The sequence below is a fragment of the Burkholderia sp. genome, assembly GCF_018375725.1.
Taxonomy (GTDB): domain Bacteria; phylum Pseudomonadota; class Gammaproteobacteria; order Burkholderiales; family Burkholderiaceae; genus Burkholderia.
The window spans coordinates 26,096-45,911 of record NZ_JAHACR010000002.1; the positions used below are offsets into that span (position 1 = coordinate 26,096).

At 59.4% G+C, this 19,816-nt stretch carries 36 protein-coding genes; 33 read left to right on the plus strand and 3 right to left on the minus strand.

Annotated features, from left to right (window positions below; genetic code table 11):
• The first annotated feature begins 42 nt into the window (after nt 1-42).
• From KH616_RS00870 to KH616_RS00960, 19 genes are all read left to right on the plus strand, one after another.
• Nucleotides 43-510: a hypothetical protein gene (locus KH616_RS00870; RefSeq protein WP_046196173.1), complete on the plus strand. Its 468-nt coding sequence runs from the start codon at nt 43-45 to the stop codon at nt 508-510.
• A gap of 175 nt (nt 511-685) precedes the next feature.
• The gene (locus KH616_RS00875) at nt 686-940 is read left to right on the plus strand and encodes a hypothetical protein (RefSeq protein WP_292232918.1); all 255 of its coding nucleotides are present in this window, start codon (nt 686-688) and stop codon (nt 938-940) included.
• 45 nt (nt 941-985) lie between these two features.
• Nucleotides 986-1,258, plus strand: coding sequence for a hypothetical protein (locus KH616_RS00880; protein ID WP_131754337.1), 273 nt, complete (start codon nt 986-988; stop codon nt 1,256-1,258).
• A gap of 68 nt (nt 1,259-1,326) precedes the next feature.
• Nucleotides 1,327-1,608: a hypothetical protein gene (locus tag KH616_RS00885; protein WP_212208777.1), complete on the plus strand. Its 282-nt coding sequence runs from the start codon at nt 1,327-1,329 to the stop codon at nt 1,606-1,608.
• 52 nt (nt 1,609-1,660) lie between these two features.
• Entirely contained in the window at nt 1,661-1,810 is a 150-nt protein-coding gene (locus tag KH616_RS00890; RefSeq protein WP_165487664.1) for a hypothetical protein, read from the plus strand.
• A gap of 183 nt (nt 1,811-1,993) precedes the next feature.
• Nucleotides 1,994-2,302: a hypothetical protein gene (locus tag KH616_RS00895; RefSeq protein WP_292232924.1), complete on the plus strand. Its 309-nt coding sequence runs from the start codon at nt 1,994-1,996 to the stop codon at nt 2,300-2,302.
• Nucleotides 2,303-2,317: 15 nt separating this feature from the next.
• Nucleotides 2,318-2,548, plus strand: coding sequence for a hypothetical protein (locus KH616_RS00900; RefSeq protein WP_212231849.1), 231 nt, complete (start codon nt 2,318-2,320; stop codon nt 2,546-2,548).
• On the plus strand, nt 2,545-2,988 hold the full coding sequence (locus KH616_RS00905) for a hypothetical protein (protein ID WP_046196177.1): 444 nt from the start codon (nt 2,545-2,547) through the stop codon (nt 2,986-2,988). Before KH616_RS00900 ends, KH616_RS00905 begins: the two co-directional genes overlap by 4 nt.
• A 239-nt stretch (nt 2,989-3,227) precedes the next feature.
• The gene (locus KH616_RS00910; protein WP_366834244.1) at nt 3,228-4,037 is read left to right on the plus strand and encodes a TraB/GumN family protein; all 810 of its coding nucleotides are present in this window, start codon (nt 3,228-3,230) and stop codon (nt 4,035-4,037) included.
• An 88-nt stretch (nt 4,038-4,125) separates the two neighbouring features.
• Complete coding sequence (locus KH616_RS00915; RefSeq protein WP_292232931.1) at nt 4,126-4,344, plus strand: hypothetical protein; 219 nt, start codon at nt 4,126-4,128, stop codon at nt 4,342-4,344.
• Between the two features lie 242 nt (nt 4,345-4,586).
• The gene (locus KH616_RS00920) at nt 4,587-4,736 is read left to right on the plus strand and encodes a hypothetical protein (protein WP_292232933.1); all 150 of its coding nucleotides are present in this window, start codon (nt 4,587-4,589) and stop codon (nt 4,734-4,736) included.
• Nucleotides 4,737-4,802: 66 nt separating this feature from the next.
• Nucleotides 4,803-5,396, plus strand: coding sequence for a hypothetical protein (locus KH616_RS00925; RefSeq protein ID WP_292232935.1), 594 nt, complete (start codon nt 4,803-4,805; stop codon nt 5,394-5,396).
• Nucleotides 5,393-5,680 carry a hypothetical protein gene (locus KH616_RS00930; RefSeq protein WP_292232937.1) on the plus strand — a complete coding sequence of 96 codons (288 nt, stop codon included), beginning with the start codon at nt 5,393-5,395 and terminating at the stop codon, nt 5,678-5,680. The genes KH616_RS00925 and KH616_RS00930 overlap by 4 nt, the downstream gene beginning before the upstream one ends.
• Nucleotides 5,681-5,692: 12 nt before the next feature.
• Nucleotides 5,693-6,349 (plus strand): DUF6283 family protein, encoded by a 657-nt coding sequence (locus KH616_RS00935; RefSeq protein WP_292232939.1) that lies wholly within the window; start codon nt 5,693-5,695, stop codon nt 6,347-6,349.
• 65 nt (nt 6,350-6,414) lie between these two features.
• Nucleotides 6,415-6,702, plus strand: a complete 288-nt coding sequence (locus KH616_RS00940; protein ID WP_292232941.1) for a hypothetical protein — start codon at nt 6,415-6,417, stop codon at nt 6,700-6,702.
• Nucleotides 6,703-6,821: 119 nt separating this feature from the next.
• Nucleotides 6,822-7,055 (plus strand): hypothetical protein, encoded by a 234-nt coding sequence (locus KH616_RS00945; protein ID WP_292232943.1) that lies wholly within the window; start codon nt 6,822-6,824, stop codon nt 7,053-7,055.
• A gap of 83 nt (nt 7,056-7,138) precedes the next feature.
• Nucleotides 7,139-7,609 (plus strand): hypothetical protein, encoded by a 471-nt coding sequence (locus tag KH616_RS00950; protein WP_292232945.1) that lies wholly within the window; start codon nt 7,139-7,141, stop codon nt 7,607-7,609.
• A gap of 461 nt (nt 7,610-8,070) precedes the next feature.
• On the plus strand, nt 8,071-8,427 hold the full coding sequence (locus KH616_RS00955; protein ID WP_292232947.1) for a hypothetical protein: 357 nt from the start codon (nt 8,071-8,073) through the stop codon (nt 8,425-8,427).
• A gap of 56 nt (nt 8,428-8,483) precedes the next feature.
• Nucleotides 8,484-8,969, plus strand: a complete 486-nt coding sequence (locus KH616_RS00960; protein ID WP_292232949.1) for a hypothetical protein — start codon at nt 8,484-8,486, stop codon at nt 8,967-8,969.
• Between the two features lie 59 nt (nt 8,970-9,028).
• On the opposite strand, the gene KH616_RS00965 is transcribed toward KH616_RS00960, so the two are convergent.
• Complete coding sequence (locus KH616_RS00965; protein WP_292232951.1) at nt 9,029-9,565, minus strand: hypothetical protein; 537 nt, start codon at nt 9,563-9,565, stop codon at nt 9,029-9,031.
• Between the two features lie 38 nt (nt 9,566-9,603).
• The gene (locus KH616_RS00970; protein ID WP_292232953.1) at nt 9,604-10,119 is read right to left on the minus strand and encodes a hypothetical protein; all 516 of its coding nucleotides are present in this window, start codon (nt 10,117-10,119) and stop codon (nt 9,604-9,606) included.
• A gap of 259 nt (nt 10,120-10,378) precedes the next feature.
• Here KH616_RS00970 and KH616_RS00975 point away from each other — a divergent pair, with 259 nt between their 5' ends.
• From KH616_RS00975 to flhD, 7 genes are all read left to right on the plus strand, one after another.
• On the plus strand, nt 10,379-10,708 hold the full coding sequence (locus KH616_RS00975) for a hypothetical protein (protein WP_292232955.1): 330 nt from the start codon (nt 10,379-10,381) through the stop codon (nt 10,706-10,708).
• 43 nt (nt 10,709-10,751) lie between these two features.
• Nucleotides 10,752-10,973: a hypothetical protein gene (locus KH616_RS00980; protein ID WP_292232957.1), complete on the plus strand. Its 222-nt coding sequence runs from the start codon at nt 10,752-10,754 to the stop codon at nt 10,971-10,973.
• A 31-nt stretch (nt 10,974-11,004) separates the two neighbouring features.
• Nucleotides 11,005-11,184, plus strand: coding sequence for a hypothetical protein (locus KH616_RS00985; protein ID WP_212124184.1), 180 nt, complete (start codon nt 11,005-11,007; stop codon nt 11,182-11,184).
• A 156-nt stretch (nt 11,185-11,340) separates the two neighbouring features.
• Entirely contained in the window at nt 11,341-11,484 is a 144-nt protein-coding gene (locus KH616_RS00990) for a hypothetical protein (RefSeq protein ID WP_292232962.1), read from the plus strand.
• Nucleotides 11,485-11,489: 5 nt separating this feature from the next.
• A complete protein-coding gene (locus KH616_RS00995) occupies nt 11,490-11,774 on the plus strand; it encodes a hypothetical protein (protein WP_292232964.1) in 285 nt (94 codons plus the stop codon).
• Between the two features lie 17 nt (nt 11,775-11,791).
• Entirely contained in the window at nt 11,792-12,283 is a 492-nt protein-coding gene (locus KH616_RS01000; protein WP_292232966.1) for a hypothetical protein, read from the plus strand.
• 662 nt (nt 12,284-12,945) lie between these two features.
• On the plus strand, nt 12,946-13,263 hold the full coding sequence (gene flhD / locus KH616_RS01005; RefSeq protein ID WP_046196193.1) for a flagellar transcriptional regulator FlhD: 318 nt from the start codon (nt 12,946-12,948) through the stop codon (nt 13,261-13,263).
• Nucleotides 13,264-13,275: 12 nt separating this feature from the next.
• On the opposite strand, the gene KH616_RS01010 is transcribed toward flhD, so the two are convergent.
• Nucleotides 13,276-13,965: a hypothetical protein gene (locus KH616_RS01010; protein ID WP_292232968.1), complete on the minus strand. Its 690-nt coding sequence runs from the start codon at nt 13,963-13,965 to the stop codon at nt 13,276-13,278.
• A gap of 482 nt (nt 13,966-14,447) precedes the next feature.
• Between KH616_RS01010 and KH616_RS01015 the strand changes: the two genes are divergently transcribed.
• From KH616_RS01015 to KH616_RS01045, 7 genes are all read left to right on the plus strand, one after another.
• A complete protein-coding gene (locus KH616_RS01015) occupies nt 14,448-14,786 on the plus strand; it encodes a hypothetical protein (protein ID WP_292232970.1) in 339 nt (112 codons plus the stop codon).
• Nucleotides 14,787-15,079: 293 nt separating this feature from the next.
• On the plus strand, nt 15,080-15,850 hold the full coding sequence (locus KH616_RS01020; RefSeq protein WP_292232972.1) for a hypothetical protein: 771 nt from the start codon (nt 15,080-15,082) through the stop codon (nt 15,848-15,850).
• 29 nt (nt 15,851-15,879) lie between these two features.
• A complete protein-coding gene (locus tag KH616_RS01025) occupies nt 15,880-17,049 on the plus strand; it encodes a transporter substrate-binding domain-containing protein (protein WP_292232974.1) in 1,170 nt (389 codons plus the stop codon).
• Between the two features lie 51 nt (nt 17,050-17,100).
• Complete coding sequence (locus KH616_RS01030; RefSeq protein ID WP_046196197.1) at nt 17,101-17,901, plus strand: hypothetical protein; 801 nt, start codon at nt 17,101-17,103, stop codon at nt 17,899-17,901.
• A 13-nt stretch (nt 17,902-17,914) separates the two neighbouring features.
• Entirely contained in the window at nt 17,915-18,190 is a 276-nt protein-coding gene (locus KH616_RS01035) for a hypothetical protein (RefSeq protein ID WP_292232978.1), read from the plus strand.
• An 81-nt stretch (nt 18,191-18,271) separates the two neighbouring features.
• Nucleotides 18,272-19,189, plus strand: a complete 918-nt coding sequence (locus KH616_RS01040) for a hypothetical protein (RefSeq protein ID WP_292232979.1) — start codon at nt 18,272-18,274, stop codon at nt 19,187-19,189.
• 65 nt (nt 19,190-19,254) lie between these two features.
• Nucleotides 19,255-19,590 (plus strand): TrbG/VirB9 family P-type conjugative transfer protein, encoded by a 336-nt coding sequence (locus KH616_RS01045; protein ID WP_212124163.1) that lies wholly within the window; start codon nt 19,255-19,257, stop codon nt 19,588-19,590.
• Nucleotides 19,591-19,816 lie beyond the last annotated feature (226 nt).

Genomic DNA, 19,816 nt, shown 5'->3' on the forward strand with positions numbered 1-19,816 from the left:
CCGAGGTACCCGCCATAAACTGAGTTTGCGCCAGGCCGCTCAATGGACAAATACCGCTTCTTCTATCGCATCGACGGTTTCGATCTCGTGCCGGGTAACAAGACGGCCGGATTCTGCTTTTCCGTCTTGACCCAGGCGTTGTGCGATCTGATCCAAATTCAGGTCCCGGCTGTCGAGATCGAGCGCCTGATGTCTGGCATCCACCGGCGAATCGAGAGGGTGGGCGGTTCCGTGCGTGAGGCGGGGCAGCAGGCCCAGATCATGTTCGTCGAGGGAACGGCATGCCCGAGGGCCTTCATTGCGGATCCCCTGTTTGGCGGGAGTCTGGGCGCAGATCCTGAGGCGTTCGGTCGGTTGCAAAGACCCGATCGGCTCGACTGGATCGGTCCAGAGGTGGAATACACGCCCCATAACTGCGATACGCCGGATCAGGCCATTATTTTGGTCGTGCTGGTGCAGGCCTGGGCCGAGTACGCGCGGGCCAAATTGCGGCATCTTGAGGCAGCTTGAATAGGGGGCGCAGCTGGATATAGTGGGTTAAGAATCGGGCAGTCGCGGCCGTTAACACCTAGGTCAGAATGATCACGGAAGCCGATTTCGTTGCAACTGCGTAGCAGGTGTCCACGAATTTCAACTGGATATGCCAAGTAAAGCGGCAAGCGGTGGGGAAAGAGTCAGGATAATCGTGAAGAAAATTGCACCTCATCCGGCAAGCGTGACCGCCGCATTAGCGATTGTAGCTGTCACGTCCGCGGTGGGCAGCGCAAGCATCGCCTTTCAAAAAGGGTATGAGCGGGGCAGCTCCGACGGGAAACTGGAAGCCGCCCGAAATTGGGCTTCGGCCTTGACACGCATAATGAAGAGCGGGATCACTGTGCGTCAGTCGGATGGCACCGACAAGCGCTACATCTTGACGCCGGTCGAAGCCCAACCGCGTTGAGTGGGTGCAAAAACAATGATTTTGCGGTTGATCTGGAACGGGTCTATGAACGACATGGCGAGAAATATTTGGAACCGGTTGAAGGGACTGCTCCTGCTGGCATTTTGTGCAGGCATTTGGGCATGGATGCTGGGATGGCTCGCCAAACCGTTTCCGCCCGGTAGTCTCAAAAACGCGCCAATGACCGCAGCCTGGATGGCGCCAGGCGTGATGGGCTTCCCGGCACTCGTCGCAATCTTCGCTGGCGTGGTCGGGCTGCTTTACGTGACGGGCGTCTTCCCCTTGACGACGGCGGCAAACGAAGACTCTCGCGGGTGAGCATAAACACTGGCGAGGTGCAGCCCAAAGGTGTTGGACCGCCAGATACGAACTACGAGGGTGATCAGATGAAGAAGATGGTTGTGCTGCTCGCGCTGGCGAGTGCGTGGGGCGGGGCGATGGCGGCAGACGAAAGCGGAGAAAGCAGTGCGGGACGCGTCGCCGAGAAGTTCCTCGCCAGTAGGTTCATCGCGATGGGCGCTCCCAACGTTCACGGGGATAGTGCAACTGTCGCTGCGCAAGTCGCAGGCCAGAAGTGCAAGGTCGAGCTCCGGCGGGACATGATTGCAAATCCGGAGGGGTGGCGAGTCCAGGCGCTCGATTGCGCACAAGGGCACTGGCCCGAATAGCGGCTTTCAGATGCCGTAGCAGAAAATTGAGTATCCAACAGGAGTCAAGACAATGATTGAATCGAAGACCTTCATCCCGAAATCCACCGATGCCGACCAAAAGGAGGTGTATCGGGAACTGGCGCTGACGCAAGAGGAAATCTCCAAGATTTCCCGGGCTGGGACTCCGGAGAGCGGTGTTTCGTCGAGTCAAGACGACTAAGGGTGTGGGATGACGACCGACAGCGGTATCAGCGTCTTCCGGGATGGTAATCCGCCTCGTTTGGAGAAGGCGAGCGCAGCAGAGCTGGTCGGCAGTATGCAACTGGCAGGGAGCGTAAGCCGGAATGCCTTCTCCAAACGGGGTGTTTAAAGGGAGCCCGATATGGCCGGAAGTTCACGCAACATGAAACCGATCGTCGCGGCTTTGCTGATCGGATCGGCCACAACTGCTTTCGCGCAGGACCAGATGCGTGATACCGGGATACAGATGCAGGCCGGGCGGGAGTTTAGCGAGAAGCTGATTCAGAACGCTCTGCCCATCGGGAAGAAGGGGGATTTCCAATTGGGGTTCAAGGGCGCGAAGAGCTGGCAATGCCTGGTCCGCATCACGGATACAGCGGGTTATCGCACGACAGTAACCGCAGATGCGGAAAACCCGGAGCGCGCGTGCGTGAAGGCCGTGCTCGCCTTGAACAAGGAAAGGGCCCTATAAGAGGAGGGAATGACCGTGACGAGCAACCTGATGGGCATCATCACAGGCGGAGAACCGACTTCGATGTTGGATCGCCTCAACGACGAAGAAAGACGATCGCTGGATGCGTGGGCGAAGCAGCAGCCGGCAGAACCCAACGGCTTTGTGGATCTGCGCAAGTGGCCGGGCTGGCTGGACGCATTCGTTCGCCGAACCGCGTCGTCCGATAAAGGCGAGCCTGACTGCAGTCAGGAAAAGTTGACGTGAGCATCACATTTTGGGCGCCCGACGCGCCGACGCGAACAGTTATACACCGGCCGGATGGTTACGAAGAGTACACCGAGGAGGTGTCCGTGCTGCCGGAGATCAAGCTGGTGGATAGCAATGCGTTCGCAATGCTCGAGGCTTTTGGGTTGGCGCCCGATCAATGCGGCTCTTGGTCAGCAAGCGAGCTTCCGGAGATGCTGCGCCGCGCAGTGAAGGTAGCTAACCTTCAATCGCTGCGCGAACTCGCGACGTCCGAGACGCTCGACACACAAGGGGCGATGCGAGCCCTTGACCGCTCCGGAGGAGTCGTCTCGATCGGTCGGGGGCCTCGTATGGTGTCCCTCGGGCGGACAGACGATTACATCCGGCGCGTTGCGCTGCGTTTTGTGGACCTATTTCAGCAGGCGCAGGCGGGCGGATACCAGGTCAGTTGGGGTTGAAAAGCCCCTGCGTGCGGCTATATGGATGGGCCTGTCGCAAGCAAGAAAGCAGTGGTGCCCTTGACGCTTTCAGAATTCTTGACTGGAAGTGTCGCAATGGTGTTCCCTCTACCTCCATCGGGAATTGAACAAGTAATCGTCGGAAAACAAAATTGAAGCGAACTTTGCTCGCGTTGTTTCTTTTGTGCTGCACTCGCGTGGCTTGCGCTGGCCCGCTGGCTAATCATTCGACTGAGGGAGTGCCTGCATTCGCGGTCACCGCCCCCAGCGGACGACAGAGTCTCCTGATTGGTGTCATGCACGTCCCGGCCAAAGGACTGTTGCGGCCGTCGCCCGCAGTGCTTGCCGGCAAACGACACTACGTCCTCGAACATATGGGAGCGACGTCGCCGGATAAACTCGGTGCACCGCAGGCGGTAACGACAAAACCTGCCGAACCAGCTGCATGGGCTGTCGGGCTGAGCGCGGCCGAGCTCGATACGTATCATCGACGAGCGGCCTGTTCCGGCAAGACGCCCGAGCAGGCCGACGAACTGCTCACCCATCCCGAAGTGCGCGATGCCAATCAGGTCGCTTATACGGTGTGTGGACTGAATCCGTTTCATGCAGCGGATTTTGCGCTCACGCTATCCGCAATGCGCGACTACCACCTGAAGCCTGAGTATCTGGAGGACGACGCATTCGCCCAGCGTCAACGACTCGCAGTGCCCGAGGGCATCGAGCGGCGCGGGTTCAGATGGGCGCTGTCCCATGATCCGGCCGCGGTGCTTGCTCCGGTCGCCGACGCCTTCAATGCCGGCGACTTTGATGCCCTACAGCGTCTCGTAGACGGGTCCTTTGCCAATTTGGCCGACGCCGCCACGCATCGGCACATCATGGTCGACGAACGCAATGCCGCGTGGATGGACCGCCTGCGCGGTTATCTGGATGATGGTGATGCTGCAATCGTCGTCGGCGCACTGCACCTGCCTGGCCCACATGGCCTCGTCGCACGTCTGCGCGCAGACGGCTATCGCGTAGAGTCGGTGCGAGTGCCTGCCTCGCCGTGACGTTGCAAGTCGAGCCGGTAGGAAAAACAACCGGCGCCAGCGGCGCCCCGCGCACGGCCGGCCGCCGTGAAAATGAAGGAAGAGAACCATGAGCACCCCCGTAGTCACCATTTCCGTAGAAACGATCAGCGATTCCCTTACCAAACAAGGGAATCCTGCTCTCTTTGAAACGAACATCGTCGGACTGCTCAACGAGGGCTATACGGTCGGCATCAGCAATGAAGGTGCGCTGACGAAGGTTTTCACCGACGCCGCAGACTTCGCTGCATGGTTCAACAACTTGCGCGTCGACATCCAGACTGCGTAAATTCGCCTGGTGCCCGCCGCCACGCGGGCATCAGGTAGCGGAATGCCGATCGGCATCCGGCGGATGACCATTGCGCACTCGCCGGCGGCATACAACATAGCGGTCAATCGAGATACGCGTCGAGCTCGCGCGTTTGAGGCATGTCGAACGAACTGAGTTTTCGCGCAGAGGCTTGAATCCCGCTGCCGGCCCGGTAATGTGTCGCCATGACCTGCCGGTCAAGATAAATGGAGGATTCGGCAATGTACGGAAACGCGACGATCGAAAAGTGGAAGCTCGATATCCGGTGGACCTATGTGTTCGAGCACGGCACCGGCCCGTATCTCGCGGTACCGGACGATTTTGGCAACCTCGTCGAGGTCAACCCGGACTTCACGATCCTCGAAGTCTGACCGCGCAAGCGATGATGACGCGGTTGGCGAGGTCTCGCCACAGCACGCTCAATCCGGATGAGAATAATGCACGTAGACCAGAAAATTCCCACGCTCCCAGCCGCGATCCTTCGCCAATTTGCGGCGGGCAGGATCATCGCCAAATGCGAGATCAGCGACGACAATGACACGGCGGTCATCACCTATGGCGAGCAGCAGCCGGGCGACAGTCTGAGTCTTTCACTTAGCGTCGTGGATGCCCATACCGCATTTCTGTACCTGTACAACATCCACTCCAGGGTGGCGTCCCATCCTACCTACCAGCTCGATGACCGCCGGCAGACCGCGAAGCTGAGAGCCAAGATCGACGGATCCGTGATCGACCTGTGGTTTGCCGCGATCCCGACGAAAGTCGGCAAGACCGTGATTCTCGCGAAAATGGGCGACGGGGACATGCTGTTCGAGCGCGAAACGCAACTCGTCGAAGGGGAGGTGCTCGGCGTCGACGCGCTGGACAGTTTCGTTAAGTGGTGCGCCGAAAACGAACCCTTCCTCGCGCTTGGCCGTAAGCATGGTTACCAGATCGCTGTCAGCCAGGAACTGAAAGACGCGATCGAGCGCCGACTGGATCCGCTGATGGCGGCGCGGGTCAACGCATTCCTGCAGGACGTCAAGGCATGATCGGGGGCACGTCCATGTCGAACTCCAGCTACCCGAAAGGGTGTTTCGTGGACGAAGACGGCTTCGTCCGTGATGTGGCGAACCCGGGACCGGGGCTCTCCTGCCAGGTGACGGATCGCACGGTCATGTTGTGCGGATCCTATGAGGAAGGCGATGGTGCCGAAGTACTCGGGGAGTTCACGTATTATCCGACGCTGGACGCGCTCAGGAGAGTGGGCTATGCGCCGGGGATCAACGGAGAGGCCGTGCTGGTGGCGTCATCGGGCCGTGCCGAGGTTCAATAGAGGCGACAGGAAATGGCAGACAATCCGCTTCACCACATGACCAAGCCGTGTGCCTCGTGCCCGTGGCGGCTCGACAGTTCGGCGACTGATATCCCCCAATTCGACATGGAATTTGCCGAGAATCTGGCGGCGACCTGTCCGGACCATCGCGGGATGGGACCGGAGATCGGAGCGAGGATCTTTGCTTGCCACCAGTCGAGGATCGGCGCAGAGCTCGCGTGCGCGGGTTGGCTGGCCACGGTCGGCCACAAGCATCCGCAGGTCCGTCTTGGCGTGTTTGAAGGTCGTCTGGATCCGGACGCGCTCGAGCGGGGTCCGGACTGGCCGGTGCTCCACGAGAACTACCAGCAGGTCATGGAGAAACTTCGCGCTACTCAGCCTGACCGGGCAACTCGGGAGCGGGTTGCCGGTGCGATCTGTTCGGCCTGTGGCGAACAGCCGATGCATCAGGGCGACGCTGCGGGAAATGAATACCGATGGCAGGACTACCTCTACGTCGCGGACGCTGTGCTGACCGAGCTGAAGGCCGCCGAGGGAGGTGAACCGGGCCGGAGCGCGGTGCCGCATATTGCCCGTGTGATCAGCCGCGCATGCGACGACAGCCATGAGAGCGCTCGGCTGTACGAGAAGGCCGCTGGTGACGCGGTGCGGGCCGCCATCCGCATTTAAGGCTGCTCCGTTCGAATCCGTTAACCTGTGGTTGCCAAGTTCCGGCTAACCCGAAAGAACCAGCCATGCAGATCCTTGGAGTGAAGCTTCGTCGTCCGACGTTCAACGATGTGACATTCGCCGCCGCGATGGGCACAGCGGTTTTTGCGGTGTACGAACTGGCAATGATGGCTTTGGGCGTTCACGAAACGACCAGGGGCGGGCTGTTGCTCTTTGTTGCAATGGTGTGGGGTGCTTTGAGCAACCGTATCGGAATCGACCTGGCCAAGGGCTGGCGGGCGAAGGTACTGTTCCTGATCGGATTGGGCCTGCTAGTCATGTTGTCAGCGATCGGTGTGATCTTTACGCGATAGTTGGCGGCGAGAATCCAGATCGGAAAACGATCGGCTCGGCCCGCTGCGATCGCTAGATTCGTGGGAACCGCCTGGCACACTTTGAAAGCGTGGCGATAGTTCCTGACAGGAGCAGAGAAATGCCGAGAAATATTCGGAGCGAAGCAAAGAACGTGATGGCTGGCTACGTGTCGACTCATCCCGACCTGGAGCCGGAACTGACCGACAGCGAGCAGTGGCAAGAAGCTGCAGCTGTCGAGCTCAAGGCGCGCAAGCTCGGCGTCGTCAAGGCTTTCTCCGACGACGTGCTGCAAGCGATCGTCGACGGCGAGGTCGACATGCCTGCGGTTTACGCGGCGGCGCGGGGCAAATAATACAAGTGACAACGGCGCTCCGGCCACCTGGTCAATCGGGTGGCCGCAGCCAATTCGGAATGAATGGGGAAGGTAGGATCGACATGGTAAATGTTATCACGGCGGCACTAGGTAAGCTCGAACGCCGAGCTCGTTACGCCGCAGCAGTCATCACCGGCCTTATCGTTGTATTGGCCATCGCGTTTCCGTACGCGCGGGATCTGGCTCGTGATGTCATGGTCCAATCCGGCATGGGTAACCCTGACATCGTCATTAAGCCGGGATACAAGGTGCAGGTTGACGGTCATGAGACTGCGATTTTCGGTTTCGATCCTTGCCCTGATGATCCTCGTCCGTGGAAGGACTATTGGATCGGAGGCCGTCCGGATGATAGCCTCCGCCCGTTCACCGGATGCGTCGTCGTCAAACCAGGCACGAACACCGTGCGGGTCCAGTTTCTGACTGGTGGTGAGCGAGTGGTGGAAACGTGGACCGTCGAACACCGCGAGCACGACGGAATGCCAGCGACGGTCGTCAAGCGCCCCAACGGGGACTACGTCGTTCCGGCACACTGACGGAAGAACGGCGATGGATTCGATGAACGAACCCTGTCCGCGATGTGGTGCGCAGCCGGCTGTGACGAAGGGGCCGACGTATTGGACCGCGTACTGCACGAAGTCGCACTTTCCGGGGGAGTCCGGGCAACCCCGATGCGAACAAAATCGGCTGCGCTGCAGGCGTGGGACGATGGCGTTAAAAGCAAATCGATCCGGTAGGAGTGGCGTGGTCGTGCGTACGTACGTCCAGTCAGTGGATGCAGCCCAGTAGAGAAACATACGGATCTGCGAGATGCAGTTGTCCGAGCGGCGTCGGCGGCCGAGGTCAGCGTTGAAGATCTGCGGGTGCGTTTTGCCCGTGAGAGTATGCTTTCAATGGACTGCTGAAGGAGAAGCCGGAGTGAACTGGATGGCTAGTTGTGACCTCGAGTTGGTTCAGGTCGAAGCCTAGTCACTCCAAAAAAAGGGAAGGAAAAGTCATGTTGAATGAAGAAGAACTTACGAAAGCGGTGGAGGCATTTTGCAACGCGCTCCCGGCGGGCCAGACGTTTTATGCAATGCACGCTCTGCCACGAGTGGGTTTCGGTGACATGGAAGCAAAGCCGGTCATGGCTCTCGTGCTTGCCGAAACGGAGGAGGACTTCAGACGCTTCGAGCAGGTCATCAATCGGGGTATCGCGTCCTATCGTGAGGAGTTCGGGCTGAGCGCGAAAGTTTGGCGCGAAATCGACATGCGGGGCCACGACGAAGCAGCTTTAGATGTGTCTCCGGGGAAAAATGGCGCATTCGAAGTCGAAGCTCGCGCTGGCCAGCGGCCTACAGGCGATCAGGTCTGAAGAGAAGCGGGCGCATGGAGCCTTTAAACGCCGCGGCAAACCAGGAAGACATCACTATGAATAACCTCGGCAACAGACAGGGCGCTGATGCTCCTCCGGCCGGCGCTATTCCGCGACCGTCGTGGGAATACGCTCAGGAACCGTTCGATCCGAGCCTGACTTTCATGCAAGATGGTCAGCGGACTCGGCACATGGACACTCCTCTAGACGAGAGGTACGTGACCGAACCCTTCGATAGCTTTGCAGTGGGCAGCATTCCGCCAGAAGAGCGCGAGGTAAGAGACCATCTGATCGCGGCCGCCCTCCTGCGCCGCAGAGTGTCCACGCTTGAATTTTGGTGGAGTCAGTTCGTACGCCAGACTGAAAGCTATCGGACGTCGAGTGAGGCGTTCGCAAAGCTGGAAGCGCTGTGCTCGAGTTCACGCGAACATCGGGCGGCATTCATCAGGATGGGGAACGGTGAAACGCTCCCGAAATTCATTCGGGCCGAACTGCTGAGAATGGTCGCGCGCACTGATGCTCGCGCTAACGCCGCAAAGTAATCGAGTGTCGACGGGCCGCGGACTGTGGCCCGACAGACAATAGGCCAGATGAAGTACGGTTACGCCGGCACCGTTACGCCAGACGTCATGATCCGCACGACCTCGATGCCGAGAAGCGTCAGCTTGACCTCGAAATGCTCGCCGCGGCCCGGCTCGCCATCGATCGTGAGCAGGCCCTTGTCCTGGCACGCGCGAGCCGGGCGTAGCTCGTCCGGCTCACAGCACCAGTGCGTACCCGTCTTGAGCTCGTCCGCCGGGTCAAAGGTGCGCATGAGTTTGGCCTGAGGTGGGGTGAGCTTGACCCGCTTTGCGCCGAACTCAGCGACTTTCTGCTCAAGCTGGTCGGCCGGCACCTCGGCCTTCGCCCATGCCGCGAACGACTGGCGTGTGGAGTGGGCGAGCGGCTTACCGTCGACTGACTTGCCACGCTCGACAACGGACCCTGCCGCTGCGCTCGTGATGACCTCGTATTGGAGGCAGTCCGTTTCCTCCTGGCTGTCGTAGAGCTTGTATTCCGGACCAGCAGCCGTGACGCGGCGAAGTCCTGCCTTACCGTCGGTGTAGACGCTACCGACCTTGATGTCCTGTTGTTTCATCGTGTTCCTCTCGAGAATTGGGTAGCGATAGCCGTCGATCAGAGCGGGGCGATAGGGATGTTCCAGCCAAGAAACGATGCCCGGCCGGGCGCCTCATCAACGCCGTGAGGTAGGCGATCGTCGAAGATGAACCAGTCGCCCGCCTTCGGCTTGTGGCGGACCTTTCCCTGTCGAAAGGTCAGGCCGTCGTTGTGCAGCACAACCATCAGCACCAGGCCCTCGTCGTCCGTGTGCATGTCTGCGGCCGCGGTCGCCACGAGCAGTTCCTCACGGCCACCCAGGTGGCCGCTGTCAGCGCGGCGGTAGCCGAGCGCAGCGAGATCCGGAAGCCACGCGGCACCGTCGCGGCTGGCCCACGGCGGGATCGCGAAGGTCTCGACCTGATCGCCGCAGAACTCGATTTCCTCGGCGGCGGTGTAGAACTCGCCAGCCAACTGATCTGAGAGGCGAATGACGTGGCCAGGCACCTGGACGGAGCCGAGAATGGAGCCGAGTGGCAGGGCGCCGGCGGCGCGTGTCGGGGTCCGGTGCTGATCGATGTGAGCGAGATGCATGGTGAATTCCGTTCCTCGGTGATCGGGTATGGACGGATTATCCCAGGAGGCGCGCACCATTCAAGGTTCGGCGCGCGGACCAGAATTCGATTGCATCAGGATCTGATTCCCGAAAAAGCTCACCTGATTCCGAACAGGAATCGACGCCTAAAAAGAACGAGGGAAAGCCGGGAAAGCGAGTTTCGCGCGATCTTGTATGGGGCATACGCGCCGCTATAGTGGACGCATGGCAAGTCAGCCACCAACCAACAGGACACCCATGAACGTATTGAACCACGCCCGTTTGGCGCCCACGGAAACAACCCGTCCCGTGCATGCGCCGGTTGCAGTGATCACGGACCACGCTGGCAACGCTCTCGAAGTCGGCGCGATGTATTGCTGCACTTTCGTGGATATCAATGCGCAAGGCGACGAGTTCGAGATCCACGGCAATCTCGTGCGCTACATCGGCGCTGCCGATCGTGGTCGGCTAATTTTCGCAGACGCAGACGACTGGAGCGAGATCGACTGCGAGTTCGACAGTCTTATCCGGCAGGCCTGTCCCGTCATGAATCCGGCCGCGCACGGCTGGGGCGAGAAGCTGCACTAAAATTCCATCATCGCCGTTTCGTCACTCTCTGGAAATTTAGAAAATGGGCCAGAATGCCACCCCGGTCGCGAAGACCGGAAACGTCCTCGAGCAGGGCGTCGTGCCGAACGTCCTCTGTGAGCTCAAGGCGATGCGCGAAGTCAGCATGAACGTCCCGGCGAAGGCCGAAGCGTACGTGCGGGCGAATGAGCATTCGCTGCAAGACTACTACGACGGCGGAATGTCGTATTCGGAGATCGCAGAACACGTCTGTTTGGTCGCGTAATACCTCTCAACTCTGACACGAAGGAACTGGCATGTTCACGCGAGCAAAGAATGAACTGAAGGAACTCGTCAAGCTGATTGCCGAGACGGAGCGATACGACGCGACGCTCGCGGCGAAACGCGATATCGTCCCGACCGAGGAATCGCGAGAAGATCGCCGTCGCAAGGAAAGCAGGAAGCTCGAATTGATGGAAAAGTACGAGCTGCTCTAGGGACTCGCGATGACCTCGACCTACACGAAGCTCGAATCGATGATTCTCGACGCGATCGAGAGCGGGCAGAACACCTTCCGTAAGATGCTGACTGGTGGCATCGAAACGGAGTGAAAACGTATCGCCGACGCTACGGGCGCCAGCCAATACGATCTCGTGCTAGACCGTCGTGTTCAGGCGCTACGCAAGGGCAAGAAGATCTTGTATCAGGATGGACGCTGGTCGGTCATCAAATCGCTTGGCGAAGTCGAGCCGGAAGAGGCGGTGCGCATGCAGGCGTTCGCCGAAAAATGGGAGTAGAAGTAATGGAGGGGTGGGACATCATAGCGCTGACGTTGTTGATTTCGGCGATCGGCGACGTTGCCATCATGGCGCTGCCTTCTACCCGGAAAGATGGTGTGGAGTGGAGCCTGCGCCTGATCTGCGGCGCCACTCTGGTAATCATCGCGTTCCTGCTATTCCAGCGGGAATTCGATGTCGGTTTTCTCGCGACATTGGGTATCCTCGGCGGAGCGTGCCAGGCTGCCCTGATGTGGCGCACCTACAGGAGCTATCGGCGGGCCAACGCCGAAAGCGACAGGCGGAAATAGTGAGGGGGAAAGCTACCGTGCAGTGGACAGAACAAGAAGGCCATTTCAGCTTCAACGTCAAGCCGAGCCTGACCGGGAAATATCGGCTGAAGGACGGGAGCGGAAACGCCGTGGAAGCGGAGTTCCGCGATGGAACGTGGTCGGTCGACACGGCCGGGTTTGTTGGCTGGTCCGGCCGCTTCTGGGTATCGGACAAGGACCAGATCCTCGCGGCCAAGCGCAAGTGCAGCGGTTTCCGGGCGCACAAGGTCAAGTCGTACACGCCGGCGGCGCGTAACGCGGTGAAGCTCGCGCGGCATTACGCCAATGTGAAGGGGAAGAAAGTCAGAGCAGTGATGTACTACCTGATCGCGCATCGTATCGATTCAACCGTTCTCCAGTCCTTCGATCTGGAATGGCAAGCGACAAATGCCGCGAAGCTCCTGCGCTATCGGGCCGGCATCGACGCGCGGGTCGACAAGTTCTTCGTCAAGCGCGGTGCGCCGGTGCGGACCACCCCGAGTGTCTGACGGGCGGGCAGGAGAGCCACATGGCGACGCTCGAGCGCGCGAACCCAGATCATGGTCGAGCTCCATTCAGGACAGGTAGACAAGGGCGGAAATCCCTACGTCCTGCACCCGATGCGTGTCATGCTCGCGGGTGACACTGACGACGAGCGCATCGTTGGTGCTCCATGATGTAATCGAAGACAGTCGTGGGGTTTGGACGGCAGCGAGGCGCCGGGCAGAAGGTTTTTCCATGCGTATCGTCGACGCGGTCGTATCCGAGACGCGGATGCCGGGGGAGATCTACGGGACTTCATCCACAGTGGGCCGCGACGAATCTGATCGGCCGGAAGGTCAAGCTCCGCGATATCGGAGACAACAGCGATCTGTCGCGAATTCCAAATCCAACGTAACGCGATCTCGATCTCATAAAGAGGTATCGGCGCGCAATCGCGGTGCTCATGACTCAAAAAGGCGTTCTCATCAGGAACTAGAAAAGAAGAAAGAGGCGATTTCGTTGCAATTCTGACAAAAAATTCTGGCTGGTATAGCTTCCTAGCGAGAAATTCATATAGCATCGGTTCCTGCAAAATCTCACCTGACCTGCGCCACTCGAAAGCGCGGCTACCCCGAAACAGCGGATCTGTCGAGGCGGGTCACGCGATAAATCAGGTAAGGCACCGGCCATGCAATCGAATCACGACATCCCGACCGAGATTCGGGAACTGAACATGTCTTATCTCTTGCTCGCGCAACGTATGCTGCGCGAGGACCGCGACACCGGAATGTTCCGGCTGGGGATCTCCGCAGAAGTGGCCGAAATCCTCGGCAATCTGACAATCGCCCAGGTCGTCAAGGTCGCGAATATCAACCAGCTGCTATGCAGGTTCAGGATGGACGATCGAACTTTCCTGTCTGCACTGGCGGACAAAGGGCGTAGCGAGATCCACCAAAACAGGCACGCTGCTATTCTGATGGCCGGTCAGCCCGCAGAACAACTGTAAGGCCGTCTGTTGTCAGCTGGCAGTAAGATGCTTCATGCATCGAGACAGTGAGATGCTGTACGGCCATTTCGGATCCGGCCTGACGGCAGCGTTGCCGCAATACGAGCACATCTCGATCCAGCGCCCCGCGGCCTTCGCTTCCCGCAGTAACGTCGTTTCGAGTTCATCGTCGAGCGTAGTTGCCGACCAGCACTCGTCATCCAGCAGAACGCGGAATCCGTCCCGCACGCGAGGCGCTCCCGCATAGAGGCCCTTGGCTAAGGCGGCGATCCCAGCTTCGAGCTGAGCGATCGCGACTTCATCGACAGGTTCCGGAAAATGTCCGACGAAGGCCGCCACTCGGACGGCCGTATCCGCCGTCCAATGCACCATTCGATCGTCGAGCCGAATCACGGCGCCGGCGGGCGCAAACACCTCGTACACCTCGTCGGAAGCATCCCGGGCACAGATCGACGTTTCCCCTTCATTCAGGCAGACGAGGTAGACAAAGCCGAAGCCGTCGGCATGTGGAGCTACATGCGGCGCCCATCCATACAGTTCGCAGCGTCCAGAGTTGTCGGTTCCAATCACGCGCTCAAGCTCTTCGGACTCGCGGGATCGCGCGACCGCCAGCGCTTCGACAGTGAAGCGGTGTTCAAGGGCTTCGGGCGGAATGCTGAGACGGCCGACAGCGGCAAGCGGGGAAGGGGACGTACTTGGCATGGCCACAAGGATAGCATCGGCCCGCGGGGCCGCAAGGTGCCACGAGGCGGCGCGATGGAGCCTCCATACGCTTCCTGATGGGAATGTAATGAACAATTTGATGCGATCTCGAAAAACTATTTGGAGGGGACGGGAGTTCATGTGTATATTGGAATCGCTTCTCCCGTAAGTGGTAGTAAGTTAAAGGAAGCGCGAACGGATGCCCGGTCTGGAAACCCCAGCCGGGCATTTTTTTGTCCGGTCAGAACTGAATCGATCCGTGTTAGGTACTTCCGGACAGGAAGTCCAAAGACGGGCTTTGTGGTAGGATCAACTCGACGGATCTTCATTACCGTCCCTCGATTCGACGTCAATACGTCGATTGCCCTTGGGCCCCACGCTGGTATCCCCGTACTCAGCCTGGGGCCGATTTTTTCGTCGGGGCTTGAACTGGAAGCGGCGCCCTGCACAATGAGTCGACTCTATCTGATCGCAAGGCTCGTATGCCTGTATCTACCCGAAAACCCGCCGTCCGCAGTCGCGCGAGTTCCGGCAAGTACGCTGATCGCGTGTGTTGCGAGCACGACGCGACGGGGAACTACGACATCCTGATCGATGGCGAGCTCCGATTCCGACTCGAGCGCGAGAACCAGTTCCCGGAGTTCTGGTACCTCTACCCGGTCGTCGATGGAGTCCGAACCGATCCGAGCGTCGCATTTGAGATCCAGCAGTGGGACGTCATTTCTCAACTGGAACGCGGTGAGCACTGGCTTCCGCCGGACCAGGTCGAACGAGAAGAACGGGTGGCGCTGCATGCGGTACGGCGTGTCCGATGGGCCTGAAGGTGGAACGGGCGGGAAGGGTGAGGACTTGCGGGATGCGAGGGCTTCAATTTCTCCGCAACTATGCCGTTAACACCTGCGTTGATCTTGATGGCAATGGCGCGTTGAGGCGGAACAGCACCCGCTTCATGCCCGGAACTACATGGCTTTCTTGTTCCGATGAGCTTCGGCAGAGTCAAAGGGAGGGACCACGGGATTCAGGTTTCCCCAACTAAAGCACGCAGACGTCGCCCCTTGAAAAGGCGAAGTCAGTTTTTAGAACCAATCCGAATCAGATAAACCGAGGAGCCTCAATGAACTCTTTCATCCCGAACGTAAGCCCCGAAACGGCTCGCAAAGCCAAGATCGTCAAGTGGCTCGTGATCGCTGCCGGGGTGGCGATCGCAGCACCGGCAGCACTGCTACTGCTCAAGGGGCTGTTGGCCCTGGTTGCCGCCGGTGCCGTCGGATTGGCGGCGATCTATCTCGGCCCGGTGGTCGAGATGAAGCTGCGCAACACGCAGGTCAAGATGGTCGTCGCCGAAGCGAAGGCCAACCCGATCGAAACGCTGATCAACCAACTCGCCGACAAGCGCCGTGCGGCCGCAGATTTCGCCGACCGCATCACCGAGTTCCGTACGGAGGTCAAGAATTTCCAGGACAAGGTTGGTCTGTTCGAAAAGCAGTATCCGGACGATGCGCCGCGTTTCCGTTCGCAACTCGCCACGATGCAGCAGCTTTTGCATTTCCGTGAGGATCGCTACAAGCAGGTGAACGCAGAGCTCGACAATTTCGCGCATGCAATCGACCGAGCGAGGGCTATGTGGGATATGTCGCAAGCCGCGCAGCGCATGAACAAGGTCGCCGGCCAGCAATCGGGCGACACGTTCGAACAAATCAAGACCGAAGCGTCGATCGATTCCGTCATGAAGTCCGTCAACATGGCATTCAGCCAGATGGAAACGGCTCTTCTCGACAACCCGGAAGTCAAGCAGGCGCAGCAGGCCGCGCTCGCACAAGACACGCAACCGGCGATCGCGACCGATCCGCGCGTGTCGCTGCCTTCGCAACGCCCGCAGCAGTAAAACGTACCACAACGACCTAGCGAGTAAACATGAAGAATATCGGGAAAATTCTCGGCGCCGCCGCGTTCATCGTGGTCATTGGCGTGGTTTGGCTTTTCCAGCAGGGCGGCCTGTCGAAGCTGACGGGCGGTCAGCAATCGGCCAGCATTCAGACTCAAGGTACGCCGACCGGATTCGATGCGAGCTCCGCGGCAGCGGCTCTGGCACGGGCGCCGGCGGCCAATACGGTGGCCTTACCCGCCGGTTATAAACCGGACTCGGACACGCTCAAGGCGATCATCAAGAATGGCCTCGTGAGGGTCTCAGTCCAGAACCCGAGCGCACCGTTCTACGACGACGAGAACGGCGCCCCGGCTCATGGCTTCAATGTCGATTTCGCAAAGTTGCTGTTCGCCGATCCATCCTTCAACACGGACGGGAAGCAGGTGCAGGTCGACATGCATCACGAGGTCGATACGTATGCGGGTGTGCCCAAGCAACTGCTTTCGAACGATGCGGACGGCAATCATGGCGTCGATATCGCGATGGATGGTCTGACGTTCCAGGACAATCGTCCGGTCCAAGGGGTGGTGTACACGGTCCCCTACGTCGACGACTTCGGCTACTCGCTGATCGTGCGCTCGGGTTCACCGATTCGCACGGCGGCAGATCTCGCAGGCAAGCGCGTGGGCATCCTCAAAGGCGATCCGGACGTACGTGCCTTCGTGACGAGCCAGTATCCGAACACGACGGTTGTCGAGGAAGACGATTCCGATCCCGCCTTCATCCAGAAGAGTGTGGACAGCGGTGCAGTGGACGCTTTCATTTACGACTATCCGTTTGCGGTCGATTCGATCAAGGGATCGGACCTGCGGTTTGCGATCACGAAGCTCGACGGCTCGAACATCGCTTACAAGATCGGTGTTCGTGCACAAGACCAGGAGCTGCTGATCTACCTGAACGCTGCGATCGCGAAGGTCAAGCAGTCGCCCGCCTATCTCGATCTGCTGCGCAAGTACTTCATCAGCAACCAGACGCAGACCCGGGCCGCGGGCGCCGGCGAGCACGCCTACACAGTGCGCCAGCGTGACACGCTCAACCTGATCGCGACCAACCAGTTGGGCGACGGTCAGCGGTATCGTGAAATTCAGAGCCGGAACAACATTCCGAATCCGAATTTGATCTTGGTCGGGCAGAAGCTGGTGATTCCGGCCCGCTGATAGCGTATCAGCGCTTTTTTCCCGGCCGAAAACTGAGTGGAGTTGAATGAAATGAAGAAGCTGGTTTTGTCACTCGCACTGGCGAGCATCGTAACAGCCGCGATGGCGGATCAAGCGGTCGTGATCAAGGATACCCGGTCGGGTACGAGCCTTTTCGGGGCGCCCGCAGCGGGGGAATTGCTGACACGGCAAGGGCAACTCTGCATGTTGACGGAATACAAGCACACGACGGACGACCCAGACAAGGTTGCCCTTCCGGTTGTCGAGCATAGCGAATTCCAGTGCGATGCCCAGGGAAATCGGATCAAGGTCTCCGACCAGCCGGAAAACGCAGCGTCCCCCCGCCCGGACTACTTCCTCACTGTCGACGTGCTCGGGGTGCGCCGGCGTGTGGCTGTCCACGTCGGCAAGCCGATTGACCTGTCGGACCATGTCTACTACGCCTATGCCGGTGCATGCATGTCAAAAACCGACTTTGAGCCAATCCGCAATGTGATCTTCTCCGGCGGCGACGGGGACGCTGCGTCGAAACAGGCTCATGAGGAGGCTGAGAAGCGGTCTCCGCACGCCCCGACCTCCGATGAATCGGTCGAGCTGAAGTCGGGGGCATGGAAGTACCGCCTGGCGATCATACCTTCAGCCATCTCCGCCAATGGTTCGGTGAAACTGCAGATTTCCGGTACGGCATCCGGGCCGGACAACTACAACCAGACCAAGGCCAACCAGTGCAACGGCTACAAGCCGGAGATCGTCTCGGAGGACATTCCGTCGACGGGACTGGAAGTAAACAACGGCGGCATCTTCCCAACCAGGCTGCTCGGCGCGATCCACTTCCGCGTTGACAAACTCTGAAGCACTCGACGACATGATCTTCGACGATTTCGATAGCTGGGATGGGCTGAGCGGGTTGGGCGCGTTTGCAACCATCTTCGGCTGGGGCGCAGTGGCGTACGCCGCGTACGCATTCGGATTCCAGAGTGGCGTGGGGGCGGCAAAGCCTTGCACCGGGCCGTCGCCTACTTGCATCGTCCAGGAAAAGCAAGGCTGGTTCGGGATTGGATACCACGTCGTCCAGCCGCTTCAGGCGAAGCAGCCGAACGGCTCCGCGACGGAGAAAAAACAGGAGCGAAGGGCGGAATAAAAAGCGGGGCTATATGGTGTGTCGCCTGGCGATTTTGAGCTGCGGCGGCCGACGCACGGGACCATTACTCCCTATCGGCGTTTGACCATCATCCCCTTTAATCGCATCTGGAACATGACACGCAATATGACGAAAGAAAAATTCGCTTTCCGCACGGGAATCTGGCTGGTGGCCGCAGCAGTAACTCAGGCGCACCGAGGCCTCGCGCAATCTTTCGAGCCAATCACCCGCCTGCGGCAAGTGGAACTGGGTCTGGGGCCGAATATGCCAACGCAGTTCGAGCACATTGCCTCCGGAATGCTGTACTTCTGGCTCGGCCTTTTGCTCGTTCAGGGAATCGCGATGCTCGAGGTGCGCGTCAGGCAGCATTACCAGAATCGGTCGCTTCCGAAGGGCCAGTTCCTTGCATGGTTGCTGGGTTGCGCTGCTATCCCTGTTGTTCTGCATGATTGGGTGAATTGGTCGCCGCTATGGATGCTTTCTGCCGCGTTGGCCGACCTGACTCTCATTGCATTCATGTTTGCGCCGGCCCGTGTGATCGACGCGATGCGCCGTCATCCGTTGGCTACCGCGTTGTTCATCTCGCTGCTCGTCTGGAATACGTTCGGGCTGTCGTGGGGGCTTGGCCAGCACAATCGAAACACGCAAACGGCCGAAATCATCACCATGCAGTTGCTTGCCAGTCTGTCCGGACTGCTGGTTGCCTTGCTGATGACGATTGTGATCGGCCGAATGAAGACGTCAAGCCGCTACACCGGCATCGTGTTGAACGCGGGGATGGTTCTGGGGCTGTTCATGGTGATCGTCGCTGCGGTCTTGGCCCCGCGTGCGCCGGTGGTCTTCCGACTTCCGCAGGATGCGGCCTTGATGGCGGCGTTCAACGAGCGGCTGAATTGGATTGACTTTGCCAGCTTCAGCGGGCTCGGTGTCTTTGCGGTATGCATGCTCGAACGAATGCGACGCTTGCTGGTGCGTAGCCGCAAAGAGCCAAGTATCTGATACCCAGCACGCGTACACAAGGTAATGTCCCGACCCGTGGGTCGTGATTTGATGAAGGAGGCAAAATGAAAAAGAGTGTTCTCGCGATGCTGATGTGCGCCGCGTTCAGCGCAATGGCGCACGCTGACGAGCCGTTCAGCACGAAATACCAGATCGTCGTCCCGCCGGCGCCGCAGTTCACGCCGACGAAGGTATGGGACGACGGCAAGTTCACGTACATCCAACTCCGCGCCCCGTATCACGGCGATCTCCCGGCCGTGCTCGAGCAACTCGACGACGGGAAGTACGCGGTCGTGGACGCCAGGTGGGACGAGAAAACGTCTCGCTTTGTGCTGCCGAAACTTATCGATCGCGTGGTACTGCGGCTCGACGAGAAGCACGTCGAGATCGACCGTTCCTGACAGGAGAGATGGACAATGTCCACCATCACGATTCAGACGAAGCTTTGGCACCGCCTTGCCGACCTCATATCAGACATGGGAAGCCACCACCCGGCGTTCAAAGGAACGGCGGTAGGCCGCGTCTTGACGTGCTGGGCAGTGCGATCAAGTATGGCGTTCCGCCATACGAAGGAGCGAGTCTGAGCGCGCATCACCAACGGCTGGTCCATGAAGCGAAAGCCGTGGC